This is a genomic window from Nonomuraea turcica (genome assembly GCF_030718205.1).
In the GTDB taxonomy this organism is placed as follows: domain Bacteria; phylum Actinomycetota; class Actinomycetes; order Streptosporangiales; family Streptosporangiaceae; genus Nonomuraea.
Map to the genome: position 1 here is coordinate 41,361 of NZ_JAUZQF010000017.1, position 18,869 is coordinate 60,229.

Consider the following 18,869-nt stretch of genomic DNA (forward strand, 5'->3'; position numbering starts at 1 on the left):
CATTGAGCACGCGCAAGCCGCTCATCGCCGGCAACTGGAAGATGAACCTCAACCATCTCGAGGCCATCGCGCTGGTCCAGAAGCTCGCCTTCGCACTCAACGACAAGGACTTCGACAAGGTCGAGGTCGCCGTCCTGCCCCCGTTCACCGACCTGCGCAGCGTCCAGACCCTCGTGGACGGCGACAAGCTCAGGATCGTCTACGGCGCCCAGGACCTCTCTCAGCACGACGGCGGCGCCTACACCGGTGAGATCTCCGGGGCCATGCTGGCCAAGCTGGGCTGCACGTACGTCGTGGTCGGCCACTCCGAGCGGCGGCAATACCACGGCGAGGACGACGACCTGGTCAACGCCAAGGTCCAGGCCGCCTACCGGCACTCGCTGACGCCCATCCTGTGTGTCGGGGAGGGGCTGGCGGTGCGCCAAGAAGGCGGCCACATCGCGCACAGTCTCGGCCAACTCGACGGAGCGCTGCGCAAGATCTCGGCCGAGCAGGCAAAATCGATAGTGGTGGCCTACGAGCCGGTGTGGGCGATCGGCACCGGCGAGGTGGCCACCCCCGAGGACGCCCAGGAGGTCTGCGGAGCATTGCGAATCAGACTCGCTGAGCTCTACGACGCCGAAGTGGCCTCGGCGGTCCGTATCCTTTACGGAGGTTCGGTCAAGTCAGGCAATATCGCAGGGATCATGGCACAGGCGGATGTCGACGGCGCGCTGGTGGGCGGCGCCAGCATCGACGCAGGTGACTACGCCAAGATCTGCCGATTCTCCGAAATGCCTGGCTAACTGAGTCGTTCTGGGGGTGCGACTTGACAACAGGTCGTACCCTCAAGAGGCAAGTTTGAATCGTCACGCGTAACAGAGCATTGAAGGAACAGGCATACCGTGGAAATCGGAATCTCCATCGCCCTCATCCTGGCGAGCCTTCTCATGATCCTGCTCGTCCTGCTCCACAAGGGCAAGGGTGGTGGCCTGTCTGACATGTTCGGCGGCGGCTTCTCGTCGAACTTCGGTGGTTCCTCGGTGGTGGAGCGCAACCTCGACCGGCTGACCGTCATCACGGGCACGGTCTGGTTCGTCTGCATCATCGCTCTCGGCCTGCTCCTGCGGCCCTGAGCAACAAGTTAAACGCGTGACAGTGATTCTCCCCCCGTGTCCGCACACGGGGCGATCGAGCGAGGAGTTCATCCGTGGGTAGTGGCAACGCGATCCGTGGCAGCCGAGTCGGCGCCGGCCCTATGGGGGAGGCCGAGCGTGGCGAGGCGGCTCCGCGAGTGCGGGTCTCGTTCTGGTGCGCCAACATGCACGAGACGCGCCCCAGTTTCGCCAGTGACGCGGCGGTCCCCGAGCTGTGGGACTGCCCGCGTTGCGGCCTCCCAGCCGGACAGGACGAGGAGGCCCCGCCTGCCCCGCCGAAGAACGAGCCGTACAAGACGCACCTGGCGTACGTGAAGGAGCGCAGGAGCGACAAGGACGGCAAGGCGATCCTCGAGGAGGCACTGGAGCGCCTGCGCGCCAACAAGTCCCCCTGGTAGTCGAGTCACCGCGAAGGGCCCCGGGCGATCGCCCGGGGCCCTTCGCGTTTCATCAGGAGCCTTCGTGGACCGCCTCGCCGTCCACGAACGTCATACGCACCCGCGTTGTCCAGATCTCCTGCGGCGGCAGCGCGAACGGGTCGCGGTCCAGGACCACCAGGTCGGCCGGGCGGCCGGGCTCCAGCACACCGGCGGGGGAGCGGTTGATCCAGGCGGAGCCGGAGGTGTACGCGGCCATGGCGGTGGCCAGATCGAGGCGCTGCCCGGGCAGGAACGGCGTCCCCGCGGTCGGGTAGCCGGCGTGGACCGAGCCGCCCGGCTCGGTGCGGTTCACCGCCACGTGCATGCCCTGCAGCGGGTCGGCGTCCGAGACCGGCCAGTCGCTGCCGGCGCAGAAGCGCGTGCCGTGGTCGAGCAGGTCCTTGAACGGGTACTGCCACGACGAGCGCGGCTCACCCAGGTACGGCAGCGTCAGCTCGTCCATCTGGGCGTGGTGAGTAGCCCACAGGGGCTGCAGGTTGGCCGTGACGCCCAGGGCGGCGAAGCGCGGCACGTCCGAAGGCTCGATGATCTGCAGGTGGGCGATGTGGTGCCGGTTGGCCGGGTTCGTGCCCTCGAAGCTGTCCAGGGCCTCGCGGACGGCCCGCTCGCCGATGGCGTGGAAGTGCACCTGGAAGCCGAGCCGGTCCAGCTCGGCGACGTACTCCTTGAGCTTGTGCGGGTCCACGTACGACAGGCCCGTGCCGCCGCACAGGCAGTACGGCTCCAGCGTCGCGGCCGTGAAGTTCTCCGTGATGCCGTCCTGCATGATCTTGACCGAGGTGGCCTTGAAACGATCGAGGCCGTCGGCGGCGGCCCGGCGCTCGACCAGGTCGCCGAGCTGGTCCAGGCCGCGCGTCCTGTCCCACCACAGGGCGCCGGTCACGCGGGCCCTCAGCCGCCCTGAGCGGGCCGCGGACACGTAGGTGGGCAACTGGTCGACGGAGCCCGCGTACGAGCCCACGATGGCGTCCTGCCAGCCTGTGATGCCCAGGGAGAACAGCTGCCGCTGCGCGTCCTCCAGCGCGTCGTCCAGGTCCTGGGCGGTCGGGCGGGGGGTGAGCAGGCCGACCAGGTCCATGGCGCCCTCGTGCAGCACGCCGGTGGGCGCCCCGTCGGGGCCGCGCTCGATGCGGCCGTCCACCGGGTCGGGAGTGTCCTTCGTGATCCCGGCCAGGTCGAGGGCGCGGCTGTTGACCCAGGCGGCGTGATGGTCACGCTGGATCAGATAGGCGGGCCGGTCAAGGAAGTCGAGGTGGTCGCGGTGGGGGAGGCCGTTCGGGAACGCCGACATGTCCCAGCCGCCGCCATCAATCCACTCCTTATCATGATTTTTCGCGGCATAGTCCGCGATCTTCGCTATGTAGGCGTCAAGACCGAAAAGCTCGGACAAATCGCACTTCGCCCGTTCCAGGCCCGCCTGGACCGGGTGGATGTGCGCGTCCGTGAAGCCCGGCACCAGCAGGCCGCCGGCCAGATCCACCGTGTCATGGGACGGCGCCTGGCGGGCCAGCTCGCCCTCGGGGCCCACGGCGGCGATCACGCCGTCGCTCACCAGCACGGCCGCCTGCCGGACGCCTCCCGGAGCGAAGACGCGGCCTCCCCGGAAGAGGATGTCCATCAAGATCTCCTTTTGCGATCAGTGACCGGTGATGAGGTCCGCGAAACGGGCCAGGGCCGAGGTGCGGGGCATGGCGCGCTCGCGGTGGTCCGCGACCCGGTACAGGCGGTACATCGTGTGCACGCCGAGCCAGCGCAGCGGCTCCGGCTCCCACGGGCGGACCCTCCTGCCCACCCACGGCAAGGACGTCAGCTCCGTCTCCTCGTCCAGGATCAGGTCGCGGAGGGTGCGGCCGGCCAGGTTCGTCGTGGTGACGCCGTGGCCGGTGTAGCCGCCCGCCCAGCCCAGGCCCGTGGCGCGGTCCACGTGGACCGTCGAGCACCAGTCGCGCGGCACGCCGAGCACGCCGGACCAGGCGTGCGCGATCGACGAGGAGCGGGCGGCCGGGAAGAACTCGGTGAGCAGCCGCCACAGCGCCTCCACGGTCCACTCGTGGGTGTGGCCCCGGGCGTCGACACGCGAGCCGTACAGGTAGGGGCGGCCGCGGCCGCCGAAGGCGATGCGGTCGTCGGCGGTGCGCTGGGCGTACATGTAGTAGTGCGCCATGTCGCCGAGCAGCTCGGCGCCGCGCCAGCCGACCTCGTCCCAGAACGACACGGGCAGGGGCTCGGTGACGATCATGGAGCTGTTCATGGGGAGCCACTGGCGGCGCAGGCCGCGCAGGCGGGCGGTGAAGCCCTCGGTGGCGCGGATCACGTGCCCGGCCGTCACGACGCCGTACGGGGTGACCGCCCGGTGCGGGACGATCTCCGTGACCGGTGTGCGCTCGTAAATGGGCACGCCCAGGTCGCGTACGACCCTGGCCAGGCCCTGGGCCAGCTTGGCGGGCTGGATGCGAGCGCAGTGCGGACTCCAGGAGGCGGCCTGCGCCCCGGCCACCCGTACGTGCTCCGCCGGGTCCACCAGCCGCAGGTCGGGCTCCTCGATGCCCCACGAGCGGGCCGCCGACACCGACGCACGGAGCCTGGCGACCTGGGCGGGAGTCCGGGCCACGTTCACGACGCCGCCCTTGACCAGGTCGCAGTCGATGCCCTCCTTCTCGCAGACCGCGATGACCTCGTCGATCGAGGCGTACATCTCGCGCTGCAGGCGCCGCGCGCCCGCGCCGTAGCGTTCGTGCGAGCCGGCCAGGTCGCCGGTCAGCCAGCCGCCGTTGCGGCCGGAGGCGCCGAATCCGGCGAACTCCTGCTCGAGCAGCACGACCCGCAGGGACGGGCGGGCTCGCTTGAGGTAGTACGCGGTCCACAGGCCCGTGTAGCCGGCGCCGACGATCGCCACGTCCGCCTCCAGGTCGCCGTCGAGCCTGGGGCCGGGGGTGGGCACGCCGGCCGATCGGTACCAGAAGGACACGTCGCCGTTCACGAACTCTGACGACAAGGGAACACGCACGCTCATGCCCCCGTATCCTGCTATATCCGGACACTGTGTCGCATCTCACGACGAAATTCGTGATCGGATATATAGGTTCATTCCCTGATGAAACACGTCGTTAGCGGAGGCGTAACAGCTGCCCGGCATGCTGATGGGCATGGGATTCTTGCGCATCCGCACCACGGTGGACGAGCGGCCCGGGCGGCTGGCCTCCCTCGCCTCGGCCCTGGCCGACAGGGGCGGCAACATTCTCGGCCTGAGCGTGCAGTCCGACACCGACGGAACCGTTGACGAGTTCGTCGCCGACATCCCCGCCAACCCGGAGACCGTGCGCGAGGCCCTGGAGGCGGCCGGCGGTCGCCGCGTCCAGGTGGTGCCGGCCACCGCCCACGAACTGACCGACGAGCCCACCAGGGCCCTGCTGCTGGCCTCCAGGCTGCGCTCGATGCCGTGGCGGCTGCCCGAGCTGCTGGCCGAGCTGCTGCGCGCGGACGACGCCCGGTGGATCTATGGTGAAGCGGTGAGCGATCTTCCCGACCCAACCCAGCTCGTCGTGCCCGTGGCCGCCCGTCGCGCGGTCCGCCTGCGCCGCGCCGAGCTGCCCTTCACCCTGACCGAGGCGGCCAGGGCCGCCGCCTTCGCCAGGCTCGCCCAGCCGGCGGTCGAGCAGAGCGGCGCCGACCGCACGGTCAAGCTGGGCGACGGCGCCGAGGTCACGGTCCGCCCGCTCACCTCGATCTACCGCGAGGCCGTACGCGACCTGCACGACAGGTGCTCGCCGGAGTCGCGCAGGTTCCGCTACTTCACCTCGATGCCCACGCTGCCGGTGCGCATGTTCGACCGGCTGTGCGACAGGAGCCGGGGATATTCGCTGGTCGCCGGGCACGACGGGCAGGTCGTGGCGATGGCCAACCTGTTGTTCACGCCCGACCCGGGCATCGCGGAGATGGCGTTCCTGGTCGAGGACCGCCGGCAGGGCCAGGGCCTGGGCACGGCCATGGCCAGGATGCTGGTGGCGGCGGCGCGCGACCTCGGGTACGCCGAGGTCAGGGCCACCATGTTGTCCGACAACGCCAGAATGCGCAGGCTGCTGGTCTCCCTGGGCGCCACGCTCGCCTACACCGAGGACCCGGGCGTGGTGGAGGCCCGGCTGCCGGTCGGCGCGCTGGCCCCTGCCTGACGGACGGGCCTAACCGACGCCTTCCTCGTCGTCGTCCCGCCGGTCCCCGGGCTTCTGCTCGGGCCGCTGGATGCCCAGATGGCGCTCGATGCGCTCCAGGCTCTCCTCGACCCGCGTGAGCCGCTCGCTCAGCATGGACCCGCCGGCGAAGAACATCTCGCTCGGGCGCTCCTTGGAGCCGCGGCCGACGCGGTCGAGCAGGCGCTGCCGTACGTCGGTCAGGTCCGCGCCGGCGTCCGTGAGCGCGTGCGCGGCCAGCCCCTCGCCCTCCCTGATCAGCCCGAGCAGGATGTGCTCGGTGCCGATGTAGTTGTGGCGCAGCTGGAGCGCCTCGCGCAGGGACAGCTCCAGGACCTTCTTGGCCCGGGGCGTGAAGGGGATGTGCCCGCTCGGCGGGTTGCCGTCGTGGCCGGTCTCGCGCTCGACGAAGGCGCGTACGTGCTCCAGCTCCACGCCGCAGCCGTCGAGCACCAAGGCCGCCAGCCCCTCACCCTCGTGGATGAGGCCGAGCAGGATGTGTTCCGTGCCGATGTATCCGTGGTTCATCATCCGCGCCTCCTCCTGAGCGAGGACGACGACCCTGCGCGCGCGGTCGGTGAAGCGTTCGAACACCGGGAGGCCTCCGTTCGACTGGGCCTGCCTCCACTATGCGCTACAAACCCCGGCATGTGGGGTATTTGTCCTGTGTGGATCTTGACGAGGTGGCCGACCGCCTTTACGTGCTCCCGCCGCCGGAGTTCACCGCCGCCCGTGAGGCCGAGGCCCGCGCGGCCAAGGACGCGGGCGACGTGCGGCTCTCGCGCGACATCGCGAAATTCCGCAAGCCCACGGTGTCCGCCTGGGCCGTGAACAAGGCCGCTCGCGAGCACCCGGAGGAGCTGGCCGAGCTGCTCGAGGTGGGGGAGCGGCTGCGCGCGGCCTGGCAGGAGCAGGACGCCGACGCTCTCGCCGAGCTGACCCAGCGCCGCAACGCGGCTACCGGCAGGCTCAGCAGGCTCATCAGGCAGTCCGGCGGCCTTTCGCCGGCCGCCGCCACGGAGGTCGACCAGACCCTGGACGCCGCGGTCGTCGACGCCGACGCGGCCGATCAGGTGCGTCGCGGCCACCTGGCCAAGCCGCTCAGCTACAGCGGCTTCGCGCCCGCCCCCATCACCCGGGGGCGGCCCGCCAGGAAGAAGAAGCCCACCCCGGAGGAGGAGGCGGACCAGGCCAAAGAGCGCGCCGAGGCCGAGGCCAGGGAGCGGCAGGAGGCCGAGGCCGCGCACCGGGAGTGGCAGAGCGCGCTGGAGGCCGTGACCAGGGAGTACGACGAGCGTGCCGAGAAGGTGGCCACGCTGGAGCGCATGCTGGCCGAGGCCCGCAAAGAGCTGGACGACAGCAGGAAACGGGTCGAGGTGACGCGGCGCGAGGAGCGGAACGCCCGGCAGCGGATCGATCGTTAGGCTATGGTGTACGAAACGGTTTCGTACACCTCTGGATCGGAGTGGCGATGACTACGTGGACCCCCGCCTCCATGCCGGACCTGACCGGCAAGAGCGCCATCGTGACCGGCGCCAACAGCGGCATCGGCCTGCCGACCGCGCTCGAGCTGGCCCGGCACGGCGCGCGGGTCGTCGTGGCCGCGCGCTCGCCCGAGAAGGGCGGCGCCGCGGTCGAGCGGATTCTGCGGGAGGTGCCCGGCGCCCAGGTCGAGTACGCCCGCATCGACCTGGCCGACCTGGCCTCGGTCAGAGAGTTCGCCGAGGGCGTCGGCGAGGTGGACCTGCTCATCAACAACGCGGCCATCGCGATGATCCCCAGGCGGGAGACCAAGGACGGCTTCGAGATGCAGTTCGGCACGAACCACCTGGGGCACTTCGCCCTCACGGGGCTGCTGCTGCCCAAGCTGCTCGCCCGCCCGGGCGCGCGGGTGGTGACCGTCTCCAGCGACGCGCACGCCGTGGGCAAGCTGGACTTCGGCAACCTCGATCTGGAGCGTGGCTACGGCCGCATGAGCGCGTACGCGCGGTCCAAGCTCGCCAACCTGCTCTTCACACTGGAGCTGCGGCGACGCGCCGAGAAGGCGGGAACGGGGCTGATCTCCGTCGCCTGCCACCCGGGCACCACCGCCACGAACATCGTCAAGCTGGGGCCCCTGCAGCCCCTCTTCCGCCTGGTCTTCAAGTCGCCCGAGAAGGGCGCCCAGCCCTCCCTGTACGCCGCCACCTCGCCCGCCATTCGCGGCGGCGAGTTCGTCGGCCCCAAGCTCACGATCCTCACGCCGTCGGAGACCGCCAGGTCAGAAGAGCTCGCCAGGCGCCTGTGGGACGTGTCCACCGAGCTGACGGGCGTACGATTCGAGGAGATCTCGTATAGCTAGAAGGACGTGTACGTGGCTCCACTCGACCCCGAGCGTGACAGGGCCATCCTCGACGCCACGATGGAGCTGCTGTCGGAGGTCGGCTACGACCGCATGACGGTCGACCAGATCGCCAAGCGGGCCAGGGCCAGCAAAGCCACCATCTACCGGCGCTGGGCGGGCAAACCGGAGCTCGTCGTGGACGTCATCTGCCGGCGCTTCGACATGGACGCGCCGCTCGGGCAGGACACCGGCTCCCTCCGCGGCGATCTGGCCGCCATCTTCAGCAGCCTGTGCCAGGCGGTGGAGCGCAAGCACACGCTGGTCATCGGGCTGTCCTCCACCCTGGTGTCCAACCAGGAGCTGGCGCGCACGCTGCGCACCCACATGCAGGCCAAGGACCTGGGTGACGTCAAGACGTTGCTCGACCAGGCGGTGGAGCGGGGAGAGCTGGCCGGGGCCGTCGATCCCGCGCGGCTGTTCGCGATCGCGGAGGCGCTCGTGTGGCACCGCATGATCTTCAACGGGTCGCCGTTCGACGAGGCTTTCGTCGCGGAGTCCGTTGACGGGGTGCTGCTGCCGGTGGTGACCGCCTGGGCGGCGGGCTAAGGGGGCGGTGGCGGGTCCCCGAGAGCCGGGTCTAGCCGGGGCTGCGCCTGGCGTGGGCCAGGTAGGCGCAGACCGGGAAGCCGTCGCGCGCGTACGGGGCCGCCAGGCGCGTGTAATGTGCCTGGATGCGCGAGACGACCTCCGGCGGCTGGCCGGCGATCACCGCGAACCGCGGCCCGCCCGCCTCCACGATGTCCGTCCACCAGGCCCCGAGATCCACCTGGTGCCGCCACCGGACGGTCTCCACGGCCGCCTCCTCGAACCCCGCGGTCGTGAGCAGGGCGGCGAAGCGGTCAGGGGTGTCGTTGGCGGTGAACGGGCGGGGCGGCGGCTCGTAGGACACCCCGGCCGCCTCGATGGCCTCGGCGAAGACGTTCGTGGCCGTCATCTCGTCGGCCTTCCACCACGTCAGGGCGATCCTCCCGCCCGGACGCAGCACCCGGTGCAGCTCCTTGAGCGCCTCGGCGGTGTCCGGCACGTGGTTGATGATGAAATTTCCGGCCACGGCGTCGAACTCCCCGTCCGCGAACGGGAGCTCGGGCAGTGCGGCCTGCCGGATCGTGGCGTAGGGATGGCGGCGGGCGGCCAGCTCCAGCATGTGCGGGTCGGCGTCCACCGCGGTGACCTCCGCCCCTAAGGCGAGCGCCGCGGCGGTCACCACGCCGGTGCCGCAGCCGACGTCGAGCAGGCGGGCGGCGTGTGCCCGCTCGAGCAGGGGGCCGACGGTGTGGGAGCTCAGCTGAGCGAAGCCGCGGTCGTACGCTTCGGCGTTGATCACAGAGCTAGCGTAACCTAGGCAAATAATTTTACATTTTAGTGTGAGATTTCGGCGTTCAGGCTATGAAAAGCGGAGACGTGCGACCTAAGGTCGTCGCCATGACCACCATCGACGCCTCCACCGACGCCTTCATTCACGCGCTGCCCAAGGTCGAGCTCCACGTCCACCTGGTCGGCTCGGCCTCCGTCGCCACCGTCCTGGAGCTGTCACGCCGCCACCCCGGGAGCGGCGTCCCCTCGACCGAGGAAGAACTGCGCCGCTTCTACACCTTCCGCGACTTCCCGCACTTCGCCCGGGTGTACCGGGCCGTCAATCAGTTGGTGCGCGAGCCGGAGGACGTGGCGACCCTGGTGCTGGGCCTGGCCCGCGACCTCGCGCCCCAGGGCGCCCGTTACGTGGAGCTGCAGGTCACGCCGTACGCCCATCACATCGTCGGCATGCCCATGCGCGAGGTCACCGAGGCCCTCGACCTCGCCGCGGCCCGCTCCCTGGCCGAGCACGGCGTGGAAATGGCGTACATCTTCGATATTCCCGGCGAGTTCGGCGAGGAGGCCGCAAAGATCACCCTGGACCACGCGCTCCAGGAACCTCCCACCACGCTGGTAGGTTTCGGCATCGGCGGTATTGAGCAAGAACGCCGGAAATATCGCGACGCCTTCCGTTCCGCGTTCTCCGCAGCCCGCGCCGCCGGCCTGCACAGCGTCCCGCACGGCGGCGAGATGACCGGCCCCGAGACGATCTGGGAAGTCATCGAGGGCTACGGCGCGGAGCGCATCGGCCACGGCATCAACTGCCTCGCCGACCCCCGCCTGGTCGCCTACCTCCGCGACACGCAGCTCCCCCTGGACGTCTGCCCCACCTCCAACGTCTGCACGGGCCAGATCGCCGCTATCGAAGATCACCCGCTGCCCCGGATGCTGGAGGAGGGCCTGTACGTCACGCTCAACAGCGATGACCCGCCCATGTTCGCCACCACGCTGGCCGAGGAGTATCGCGTGGCCGCGAAGGTCTTCGGGCTCGGCACGGCGGAGCTGGCCCAGCTGGCCAAGAACGGCGTCCAGGCCTCGTACCTGGCCGGAGCACGCAAGCATGCCTTGCTGAAGGAGATCGACGACCTCGCGACCGCGTCCAGCTGAGGAAACAGGCGGGCGGCGGTTCGCCGAGATGCTCACGTGCACGCTCGGCGGCCCGCCGCCCGGCTGAGGTCAGATGATCAGGGCGACGACAGGCGCCCCAGCTCCGGCGGGATCTTCCCCGCCGCCGCCCGGTCCAGCAGGAACAACGTCCGCCCGCGCCCGCGGGCGCCGGCGGCCGGCACCTGGACGGGGCCCGAGTGGGAAAGGGCCAGGCGGACGGCCCCGGACTTCTCCTCGCCGGCCGCCACCACCCACACTTCCCGCGCCGCCTGGATGGCGGGCAACGTCAGTGAGATACGGGTGGGCGGCGGCTTGGGGGAGCCATGGACGGCCACCACCGGGCGGGTGTCGTACAGCGCCGGCATGCCGGGGAACAGCGAGGCCACGTGCGCGTCCGGGCCCATCCCGAGCAGCATCACATCGAAGTTCGGCACCGGGCCGTGGTCCTCGGGACGGGCGGCGGCCCCCAGCTCGGCGGCGTAGGCGTTGGCGGATTCCTCGGCCGTCATGCCCGAGTCGGGGCCGCGCATGACGTGGACCCGCTCCGGATCCACGTCCACGTGGTCGAGCAGGGCCTCGCGGGCCCCGGTCTCGTTGCGTTCCTTGTCGCCGGAGGGCACGAAACGTTCGTCGCCCCACCAGATGTCCAGACGCCGCCAGTCGACGGCGTCACGGGCGGGCGTGGCGGCGATGGCCGCCAGCGTGGCGATGCCGACCGTGCCGCCGGTCAGCACGATCGAGGCCGAGCCCTTGGCCGACTGCGCGTCGACCAGACGGGTGATGATCCGTGCGGCCACCGCCTTGGCCAGGACGTCGGCGTTGCGGTGGACGACGATGGTGGGGACGCTCACAGACATTACTTTCTCAGCCACGGTCTCTCAGGTCACCCCTTGTAGGTCTGGGCGAACCGTTTGACCGCCGCCTCGTAGATCTCGTCGCTGTCGAGCCTGCGCATTTCCTCGGCCATCAGCTCCGAGGTGTGCCGCCTGGCCAGGGCCACGTTCCGGTCCGGCTGACCGGGCCGCGACAGCGTGGCCAGCCGGGCGTCGGTCCTGACCACGGCCAGCTCGCCCGCGTCCAGCTGCAGGCGTACGGCGGTGAGGCCGGGGCCGGGCGAGTCGGCGACCTCGATGGGCGCGCCGAGCCGCTCCGACAGCCAGGCGGCCAGCAGCGGCGCGCTCGGATTGCCCGCGGAGGCCTCCACCACGCCGTCGCGTACGTGGCCCACCGGCTGGTCGAACGCGGCGGCCAGCAGGCTGCGCCACGGCGTCAGACGCGCCCAGGCCAGGTCGGTGTCGCCGCGGGCATAGCCCTTGGCCCTGGTCACCAGCGACCTGACGCCGCCGTCGGACATGCCCCTGGCGTCGGTGATGCGCCGCTGGGCCAGGGCGCCGATCGCGTCCTTGGAAGGCACGTCCGGTGCCATGCCCGGCCACCACACCACGACCGGCGTGTCGGGCAGCAGCAGCGGGCTGACCACCGAGTCGGCGTGCTGGGTGAGCTCGCCGTACAGGCGCAGCACCACCACCTCGCCCGGCGTGGACTCCCCGATGCGCAGCTCGGCGTCGAGCCTGATGGGCTCCTCGACCTCACGGTTGATCACCACGATGATGCGCGACGGGTGCTCCCGGGCCGCCTCGGCGGCGGCGCGGAGCGCGTCGTACTGGTGGCGCTCCTCGCAGACCACCACGAGCGTCAGCACCATGCCGATCGCGGGCGCGCCCATCTGATGGCGCAGGTGCATGAACTGCGCCGAGATCTTCCCCGCCGTCGTGTCCGACAGCATGAAAGTTGTCACTAAAGTCTCCTCCACACGCGGCCGTCACGCGCCATCATCGCGTCCGCCGACGGCGGCCCCCACGAGCCCGATTCGTAGGGCTCGGGCTGGCCCTGAGTGGCCCAGAACTCCTCGATCGGGTCGAGGATCTTCCACGACAGCTCCACCTCCCGCTGGTGCGGGAACAGCGGCGGGTCGCCGATCATCACGTCGAGCAGCAGCCGCTCGTACGCCTCCGGCGACGACTCCAGGAACGACTCGCCGTAGGCGAAGTCCATGGAGACGTCGCGCACTTCCATGGCCGTCCCCGGCACCTTCGAGCCGAAACGCACCGTGATGCCCTCGTCCGGCTGGACGCGCACCACGAGCGCGTTCTGCCCGAGGATCTCGGTGTCGTCCTTGCTGAAGGGCAGGTGCGGCGCGCGCTGGAACACCACCGCGACCTCCGTCACCCGGCGGCCCAGGCGCTTGCCGGTGCGCAGGTAGAACGGCACGCCCGCCCACCGCCGGTTGGCGATCTCCAGCTTGATGGCGGCGTACGTCTCGGTGGTCGACGCGCGCGAGATGCCCTCCTCCTGCAGGTAGCCGACGACCTTCTCGCCGCCCTGCCAGCCTGCCGAGTATTGTCCGCGCGCCGTGTTGAGCCCCAGGTTGGAAGGCAGGCGCACGGCCTTGAGCACCTTCTCCTTCTCCCGCCGCAGCGCCTGCGCCTCGAACGAGGTCGGGTCCTCCATCGCCACCAGCGCGAGAAGCTGGAGCAGGTGGTTCTGGATCACATCGCGGGCCGCGCCGATGCCGTCGTAGTAGCCGGCCCGCCCGCCGATGCCGATGTCCTCGGCCATCGTGATCTGCACGTGGTCGACGAAACTCCGGTTCCAGATCGGCTCGTAGAGGTTGTTGGCGAACCTCAGCGCCATGATGTTCTGGACGGTCTCCTTGCCCAGGTAGTGGTCGATCCGGAAGATCGAGCTCTCCGGGAAGGCCGACGTGGTGATCTCGTTGAGCTCGTGCGCCGACTGCAGGTTGTGCCCGAACGGCTTCTCGATGACCACGCGCCGCCACGATCCCTCGGGCGCGTCGGCCAGCCCGGTCCGCTTGAGCTGCTCCACCACCAACGGGAAGAACTTCGGCGGCACCGACAGGTAAAAAGCGTAGTTTCCGCCCGTGCCGCGGGTCTGGTCGATCTCCGCCAACGCCATGGACAGCGCGTCGAACGCGCCGTCGTCGGAGAACTCGCCCGGCACGAAATGGATGCCCTCGAGCAGCTGCTTCCAGACCTCCTCACGGAACGGCGTCCTGGCGTGCGCCTTGACCGCGTCGTGCGTCAGCTGGGCGAAGTCCTGATCCTTCCAATCCCGCCGGGCGAACCCGACCAGCGAGAACCCCGGCGGCAGCAGCCCCCGGTTGCCGAGGTCATAGATCGCCGGCAGCAGCTTGCGCTTGGCCAGGTCACCGGTCACGCCGAACAACACCATCACGCAGGGGCCGGCCACTCTGGGCAGGCGCTTGTCACGCGGATCCCGTAGCGGGTTCGCGGCGACCACCTCCTCCGTGGTGGCGGTCCCCGCCACGGCCGCCGCTACGGTGGCGGCCTCCTCCGCGGGTGCTCCAGGGTCTGTCATCTCAAACCTCCTGTGCGGCTGCGAGCAGGTGCGCGACTCCTGCCGCGCGGTCGGTCAAATGCAGGCGTACGGCGGGCCGTCCGCGCGTTTCGAGGGCCTCCAGGTCGCCCAGCGCCTGGGCGAGCTGGAGACGGCCCAGCGTGTAAGGCTTGCCCGGGACCGCGACGTCCTCCGCCACCGCCCCGGTGATCTGCAGGAACACCCCGTTCTGGGGCCCGCCCTGGTGATATTGCCCGGTCGCGTGCAACGAGCGCGGCCCCCACCCGAACGTCACCGGCCTGTCGGTACGCAGCGCCAGCAACGCCCGCAGCGTGGCCGGGTCGGCCATCATCCAGGCGTCGGTCATCTGCTCGAAGTCGGCGCCGTCGGGCACCGGCGCGTCGAAGGCCGCCAGCCGGTCCAGGTAGGCCGTCACCGCCAGGTAACCGTCGGCCGGAATAGTGTGCAACAGCTCGATGAACACCCCGGGCAGGTCCTTGGCCGTCACCGGGCCGTAGACCTCGACCGGGCCGTCCACCAGCGCGGGCGCGCCCGCGGGCAGCTCGGGCAGCGCCAGCAGGGCTTCGGCGGTGCCGGCGGGCTCGGCCTGGTCGGGCCGGTCGGCCGGGTCGACCTCCAGCAGGAGCGCGGCGACGGCGGCGGCGTACTGCCAGACCAGGAACTGCGCGCCCAGCGGACCGTCCACGCGCACGTCGCCGATGTCGGACTCGATGGCGACGACCAGCTCGTCGTGGGCACGGTGGGGGTCGGCGCCCACGACGGGCAGGATCCCTTTGCCGCGCTTGCCGGTGGACGCGGCGACGAGCCATTCGATCCAGTCGGGCAGCCCGGCGATGGCGGACAGCTGGTCCTCCAGCAGGAGCTTGTCCCGGCCGCCCAAGGCCGCGCCGCCGAGCACCGCCCCCAGGGCGAGCCCGGGGTTGCCGCTGTCTCGCGACAGCAGCGGCAGCACCTCCTCGGCGTCGTCGAGCAACCGCGCCACGTCAGCCCCCGCCAGCGCCGCGGCCACCAGCGCGGCCGTCGGCACGGCCGCGCCCCAGCCGCCCGCCGGCGACGCCGGACCCGGCCCGCCGGCCGGTGACGGTGTGTCGGGGGTGCTCGACGGCACCAGGCGGTAGCCGCGCTCCACGGCCCGCCGCTGCAGCGGCGAGCCGGGTACGGCGACGGCCACGATGCGCTGCGCGGCGTCGATGCCCGCCGCCGCGAACAGCTCCTCGTAGATCCGCAGGCAGCAATCGGTCTCCACAGCCCGGCCCGCCACCACCATGACCGTGGACTCCAAGGGCTCGGCCAGCGCCCGCCGCACCTGTCCGGGGTCGGACGTGTCGAGCACGGTGAGCGGCACGTCGGCGGTGTCGCAGATGACCTCCGCCGCCAGCGCCGCGCCGTCCGTGGCGGCCAGCACCACGGTGGTCAGGCCGGCGGCCCGGGCCTGCTCGGCGAGCTCGCCCAGTTCGGGCAGCAGCTCGCGCGAGGCGCGGAACGGCAGCCCGTCCGCCCACGCCTCGGCGTCTCTGGGAGCTTCGCTCCCTTCGCGACCCCACAGCGTGGGGTCGCCGGCGGCGAGCCGCGCGGGCACGCCGTCGGCGACGAGACGCCCCGCGACGGAGGAGGCGGCCGAGGCCGCCCTCTCGTCGCGGTAGAGCACATCCATCACGGAACCAGGTTCTTGGTGACGCTCTCGAGCAGCTCGTTCCAGGACGCCTCGAACTTCTGCACGCCCTCCTCCTCGAGCACCTTCACCACGTCGTCGTAGTCGACGCCGGCCTCCTTGAGCGCGGCCATGGTGTTCCAGGCGTCCTCGTAGAACGGCCGGATGGTGTCACCGGTGACGTTGGCGTGGTCGGCGGTCGAGTCGAGCGTCTTCTCCGGCATCGTGTTGACGGTGCCGGGGGCGACGAGCTGGTCGACGTAGAGCGTGTCGGCGTATTCAGGGTTCTTCACGCCGGTCGAGGCCCACAGCGGGCGCTGCGGCCGGGCGCCGGCCGAGCGCAGCCGCTGCCACCGCTCGGTGTTCATGACGTCCTCGTACGCCGCGTACGCCAGCCGCGCGTTGGCTACGCCCGCCTTGCCCTTGAGCTCCGGCTTGCCGACCTTGTCCAGCCGCTTGTCGATCTCGGTGTCGACCCGGCTGACGAAGAACGAGGCCACCGACTCGATCGTGGCCAGGTTGAGCCCCTTGGCCTGCGCGGCCTCCAGGCCGGCGAGCCAGGCGTCCATGACCGCGCGGTAACGCTCCAGCGAGAAGATCAGCGTCACGTTGACGCTGATGCCCTCGGAGATCGCCTGCGTGATCGCCGGCAGGCCCTCCACGGTCGCCGGGATCTTGATGAACAGGTTGGGCCGGTCCACCATCCACCACAGCGCCCGCGCCTCGGCCACGGTCTTCTCGCTCTCGCGGGCCAGGCGCGGGTCCACCTCCAGCGACACACGGCCGTCCACGCCGCCGGTGGCGTCGTAGACAGGGCGCAGCACGTCGCAGGCCCAGCGGATGTCATAGGCCGTGATCGCCCGCACGGCCTCGTCCACGTTGACGCCACGGATGGCCAGGTCGTGCAGCTGCACGTCGTAGGCGTCGCCCTTGCTGAGCGCGCCGGCGAAGATCGTCGGGTTGGAGGTCACCCCGACGACGTTCTTCTCCCTGATCAACTGCTCCAGGTTGCCGCTGCGCAGCCGCTCACGGCTGATGTCGTCGAGCCAGATGGCCACGCCCTGGCCGGACAGCTTGTTGAGGATCTCGCTCATGTCTTCTTCAGTTTCCCGTCGTCTCGCCTTTTTCCTGACCAAGCTTGGCCAGGCTCGCATGTGCCGCCGCCGCCACGCGCTCGGCCGTCAGCCCGAACTGCTCGAACACAGTCTTGTACGGAGCCGACGCACCGAAGTGTTCGAGGCCGACCACTTCGCCGCATTCGCCGACGAACTGGTGCCAGCCGAGCGCGATGCCCGCCTCGACCGCCACCCGAGCCCTGATCGACGACGGCAGAACCGTCTGCCTGTATGCGGAATCCTGCCCGTTGAACCACTCCACACACGGCATGGAGACCACTCGCGTGGGGATGCCCTGCTGCTCGAGCAGCTCGCGGCCCTCCACGGCCAGCTGCACCTCGCTGCCGGTGGCGATGATGATGACCCTGGGCTGGCCGTCGGACGCCTCGCGCAGCACGTAGCCGCCGCGGGCCACGCCGTCGGTGCTGGTGCCCTCGTACACCGGCAGGTTCTGCCGGGTCAGCGCGAGCGCGGCGGGCCGGTCCTTGTGCTCGAGCACGGCCTTCCACGCGTACGCGGTCTCGTTGGCGTCGCCCGGGCGGACCACGTCGAGGCCGGGGATCGCGCGCAGCGCCCACAGGTGCTCGATCGGCTGGTGGGTGGGGCCGTCCTCGCCCAGGCCGATGGAGTCGTGCGTCCACACGTAGGTGACCGGCAGCTTCATCAGCGCGGCCAGGCGCACCGCCGGGCGCATGTAGTCGGAGAAGACCAGGAACGTGCCGCCGTAGGGGCGGGTGCCGCCGTGCAGGGCGATGCCGTTGAGAATGGCGCCCATGGCGTGCTCGCGGATGCCGAAGTGCAGCGTGCGGCCGTAGCGGTTACCGGGGAACTCCTTGGTCTGGTATTCCTCCGGGATGAAGGACGGCTCGCCCTTCATCGTGGTGTTGTTGGACTCGGCCAGGTCGGCCGAGCCGCCCCACAGCTCGGGCAGCACCGGCGCCAGCGCGCTCAGCACCTCGCCCGACGCCTTGCGGGTGGCCATCGACGCGTCCACCTCGAACGACGGCAGCGCCTTGTACCAGCCGTTCGGCAGCTGGCGGTGGGAGATGCGGTCGAGCTCCTCGGCGCGCTCGGCGTTGGCCAGCCGCCATTCGGCGTAGCCCTTCTCCCACTCGGCGTGCGTGGCGCGGCCGCGCTGGGCCACCTCGCGGGCGTGCGCGAGCACGTCGGCCGGCACGTCGAAGGTCTTGGCCGGGTCCATGCCGAGGACTTCCTTGGTGGCGGCGACCTCCGCCTCGCCCAGCGCCGAGCCGTGGATCTTGCCGGTGTTGCGCTTGTTGGGCGCCGGCCAGCCGATGATCGTGCGCAGCCGGATGAACGACGGCCGGTCGGTCTCGGCCTTGGCCGCCTCCAGCGCGTCGTACAGGGCCTGCACGTCCTCGTGGTAGTTGTCGCCGGCGGTCCAGTCGACGCTCTCCGTGTGCCAGCCGTAGGCCTCGTAGCGCTTGACCACGTCCTCGGACTTGGCGATCAGCGTGTCGTCCTCGATGGAGATGTGGTTGTCGTCCCACACGACGATGAGGTTGCCGAGCTTCTGGTGGCCGGCGAGGGAGCTGGCCTCGTGGCTGATGCCCTCCTCGATGTCGCCGTCGCTGACGAAGCACCAGATGTGGTGGTCGAACGGTGAGGCGCCGAGCTCGGCGTCGGGGTCGAACAGGCCGCGCTCGCGGCGGGCGGCCATCGCCATGCCGACCGCGTTGCCCAGGCCCTGGCCGAGCGGGCCGGTCGTGGTCTCGACGCCCGCGGTGTGGCCGTGCTCGGGGTGGCCGGGGGTGAGGCTGTCCCACTGGCGCAGCCGCCTGAGGTCGTCGAGCGTCAGGCCGTAGCCGGAAAGATAGAGCTGGATGTAGAGGGTCAGGCTGGTGTGGCCGCACGACAAGACGAAACGGTCGCGCCCGATCCAGTTGGGATCGGTGGGGTCGTGGCGCATCACACGCTGAAACAGCAAGTATGCGGCGGGGGCCAGGCTCATGGCGGTGCCGGGATGACCCGAGCCCGCCTTCTCCACTGCGTCCATCGCCAGGGCTCGAATGACGTCGACCGCCTGCTTGTCCAGGTCGGTCCAGTCAAGGGCTGGCACGAGTTCGGTGCTCAAGTG

The 18,869-nt window shown here is 70.6% G+C and carries 17 protein-coding genes and 1 pseudogene; 8 read left to right on the top strand and 10 right to left on the bottom strand.

The features are described from left to right. Positions 1–2 precede the first annotated feature (2 nt). The 3 genes from tpiA (at position 3) to Q9G87_RS37265 (ending at position 1,534) form a co-directional block, all read left to right on the top strand. Positions 3–785, top strand: coding sequence for a triose-phosphate isomerase (gene tpiA, locus Q9G87_RS37255; RefSeq protein ID WP_305921277.1), 783 nt, complete (start codon positions 3–5; stop codon positions 783–785). A 99-nt stretch (positions 786–884) separates the two neighbouring features. Further along, positions 885–1,115: a preprotein translocase subunit SecG gene (gene secG, locus Q9G87_RS37260; protein ID WP_305921278.1), complete on the top strand. Its 231-nt coding sequence runs from the start codon at positions 885–887 to the stop codon at positions 1,113–1,115. Positions 1,116–1,189: 74 nt separating this feature from the next. Continuing rightward, positions 1,190–1,534 carry an RNA polymerase-binding protein RbpA gene (locus Q9G87_RS37265; RefSeq protein ID WP_127934367.1) on the top strand — a complete coding sequence of 115 codons (345 nt, stop codon included), beginning with the start codon at positions 1,190–1,192 and terminating at the stop codon, positions 1,532–1,534. 52 nt (positions 1,535–1,586) lie between these two features. Here Q9G87_RS37265 and Q9G87_RS37270 read toward each other — a convergent pair whose 3' ends face one another. Both Q9G87_RS37270 and Q9G87_RS37275 read right to left on the bottom strand, forming a co-directional pair. Further along, positions 1,587–3,194 (bottom strand): amidohydrolase, encoded by a 1,608-nt coding sequence (locus tag Q9G87_RS37270; protein WP_305921279.1) that lies wholly within the window; start codon positions 3,192–3,194, stop codon positions 1,587–1,589. A gap of 18 nt (positions 3,195–3,212) precedes the next feature. Further along, positions 3,213–4,589 carry an NAD(P)/FAD-dependent oxidoreductase gene (locus Q9G87_RS37275; RefSeq protein WP_305921280.1) on the bottom strand — a complete coding sequence of 459 codons (1,377 nt, stop codon included), beginning with the start codon at positions 4,587–4,589 and terminating at the stop codon, positions 3,213–3,215. Between the two features lie 133 nt (positions 4,590–4,722). Here Q9G87_RS37275 and Q9G87_RS37280 point away from each other — a divergent pair, with 133 nt between their 5' ends. Next, complete coding sequence (locus Q9G87_RS37280) at positions 4,723–5,745, top strand: GNAT family N-acetyltransferase (RefSeq protein ID WP_305921281.1); 1,023 nt, start codon at positions 4,723–4,725, stop codon at positions 5,743–5,745. A gap of 195 nt (positions 5,746–5,940) precedes the next feature. On the opposite strand, the pseudogene Q9G87_RS37285 reads toward Q9G87_RS37280, so the two are convergent. Next, positions 5,941–6,357, bottom strand: a pseudogene (locus Q9G87_RS37285) (Clp protease N-terminal domain-containing protein); the annotation flags it as partial. Positions 6,358–6,431: 74 nt separating this feature from the next. Here Q9G87_RS37285 and Q9G87_RS37290 point away from each other — a divergent pair. From Q9G87_RS37290 to Q9G87_RS37300, 3 genes are read left to right on the top strand one after another with little or no spacing between them, the layout of a single operon-like run. After that, the gene (locus tag Q9G87_RS37290) at positions 6,432–7,187 is read left to right on the top strand and encodes a hypothetical protein (RefSeq protein WP_305921282.1); all 756 of its coding nucleotides are present in this window, start codon (positions 6,432–6,434) and stop codon (positions 7,185–7,187) included. Between the two features lie 47 nt (positions 7,188–7,234). Beyond that, the gene (locus Q9G87_RS37295) at positions 7,235–8,104 is read left to right on the top strand and encodes an oxidoreductase (protein WP_305921283.1); all 870 of its coding nucleotides are present in this window, start codon (positions 7,235–7,237) and stop codon (positions 8,102–8,104) included. Positions 8,105–8,116: 12 nt separating this feature from the next. Next, positions 8,117–8,692 (top strand): TetR/AcrR family transcriptional regulator, encoded by a 576-nt coding sequence (locus Q9G87_RS37300; protein ID WP_305921284.1) that lies wholly within the window; start codon positions 8,117–8,119, stop codon positions 8,690–8,692. A gap of 31 nt (positions 8,693–8,723) precedes the next feature. Here the strand turns inward: Q9G87_RS37300 and Q9G87_RS37305 are convergent, their stop codons facing one another. Beyond that, entirely contained in the window at positions 8,724–9,470 is a 747-nt protein-coding gene (locus Q9G87_RS37305; RefSeq protein WP_305921285.1) for a class I SAM-dependent methyltransferase, read from the bottom strand. Between the two features lie 98 nt (positions 9,471–9,568). Between Q9G87_RS37305 and add the strand changes: the two genes are divergently transcribed. Further along, complete coding sequence (gene add, locus Q9G87_RS37310) at positions 9,569–10,606, top strand: adenosine deaminase (RefSeq protein WP_305921286.1); 1,038 nt, start codon at positions 9,569–9,571, stop codon at positions 10,604–10,606. Between the two features lie 77 nt (positions 10,607–10,683). On the opposite strand, the gene pgl is transcribed toward add, so the two are convergent. From pgl to tkt, 6 genes are read right to left on the bottom strand one after another with little or no spacing between them, the layout of a single operon-like run. Continuing rightward, positions 10,684–11,457 carry a 6-phosphogluconolactonase gene (gene pgl / locus Q9G87_RS37315; protein ID WP_305921287.1) on the bottom strand — a complete coding sequence of 258 codons (774 nt, stop codon included), beginning with the start codon at positions 11,455–11,457 and terminating at the stop codon, positions 10,684–10,686. 32 nt (positions 11,458–11,489) lie between these two features. Next, positions 11,490–12,404 carry a glucose-6-phosphate dehydrogenase assembly protein OpcA gene (locus tag Q9G87_RS37320; protein ID WP_305921288.1) on the bottom strand — a complete coding sequence of 305 codons (915 nt, stop codon included), beginning with the start codon at positions 12,402–12,404 and terminating at the stop codon, positions 11,490–11,492. Further along, positions 12,404–14,005, bottom strand: a complete 1,602-nt coding sequence (gene zwf / locus Q9G87_RS37325) for a glucose-6-phosphate dehydrogenase (protein WP_305921289.1) — start codon at positions 14,003–14,005, stop codon at positions 12,404–12,406. The genes Q9G87_RS37320 and zwf overlap by 1 nt, the downstream gene beginning before the upstream one ends. A 1-nt stretch (position 14,006) precedes the next feature. Next, positions 14,007–15,659, bottom strand: a complete 1,653-nt coding sequence (locus Q9G87_RS37330) for a glucose-6-phosphate isomerase (RefSeq protein WP_305921503.1) — start codon at positions 15,657–15,659, stop codon at positions 14,007–14,009. Continuing rightward, entirely contained in the window at positions 15,659–16,750 is a 1,092-nt protein-coding gene (tal, locus tag Q9G87_RS37335) for a transaldolase (RefSeq protein ID WP_305921290.1), read from the bottom strand. The genes Q9G87_RS37330 and tal overlap by 1 nt, the downstream gene beginning before the upstream one ends. Positions 16,751–16,757: 7 nt before the next feature. Further along, positions 16,758–18,866 (bottom strand): transketolase, encoded by a 2,109-nt coding sequence (gene tkt / locus Q9G87_RS37340; RefSeq protein ID WP_305921291.1) that lies wholly within the window; start codon positions 18,864–18,866, stop codon positions 16,758–16,760. Positions 18,867–18,869: the final 3 nt, after the last annotated feature.

Coding starts and splice junctions, on each gene's coding strand:
- Q9G87_RS37270 (WP_305921279.1), bottom strand. CDS start 3,194: ATGGACATCCTCTTCCGGGGAGGCCGCGTCTTCGCTCCGGGAGGCGTC.
- Q9G87_RS37330 (WP_305921503.1), bottom strand. CDS start 15,659: ATGGATGTGCTCTACCGCGACGAGAGGGCGGCCTCGGCCGCCTCCTCC.
- Q9G87_RS37275 (WP_305921280.1), bottom strand. CDS start 4,589: ATGAGCGTGCGTGTTCCCTTGTCGTCAGAGTTCGTGAACGGCGACGTG.
- add (WP_305921286.1), top strand. CDS start 9,569: ATGACCACCATCGACGCCTCCACCGACGCCTTCATTCACGCGCTGCCC.
- tal (WP_305921290.1), bottom strand. CDS start 16,750: ATGAGCGAGATCCTCAACAAGCTGTCCGGCCAGGGCGTGGCCATCTGG.
- Q9G87_RS37295 (WP_305921283.1), top strand. CDS start 7,235: ATGACTACGTGGACCCCCGCCTCCATGCCGGACCTGACCGGCAAGAGC.
- Q9G87_RS37280 (WP_305921281.1), top strand. CDS start 4,723: ATGGGATTCTTGCGCATCCGCACCACGGTGGACGAGCGGCCCGGGCGG.
- zwf (WP_305921289.1), bottom strand. CDS start 14,005: ATGACAGACCCTGGAGCACCCGCGGAGGAGGCCGCCACCGTAGCGGCG.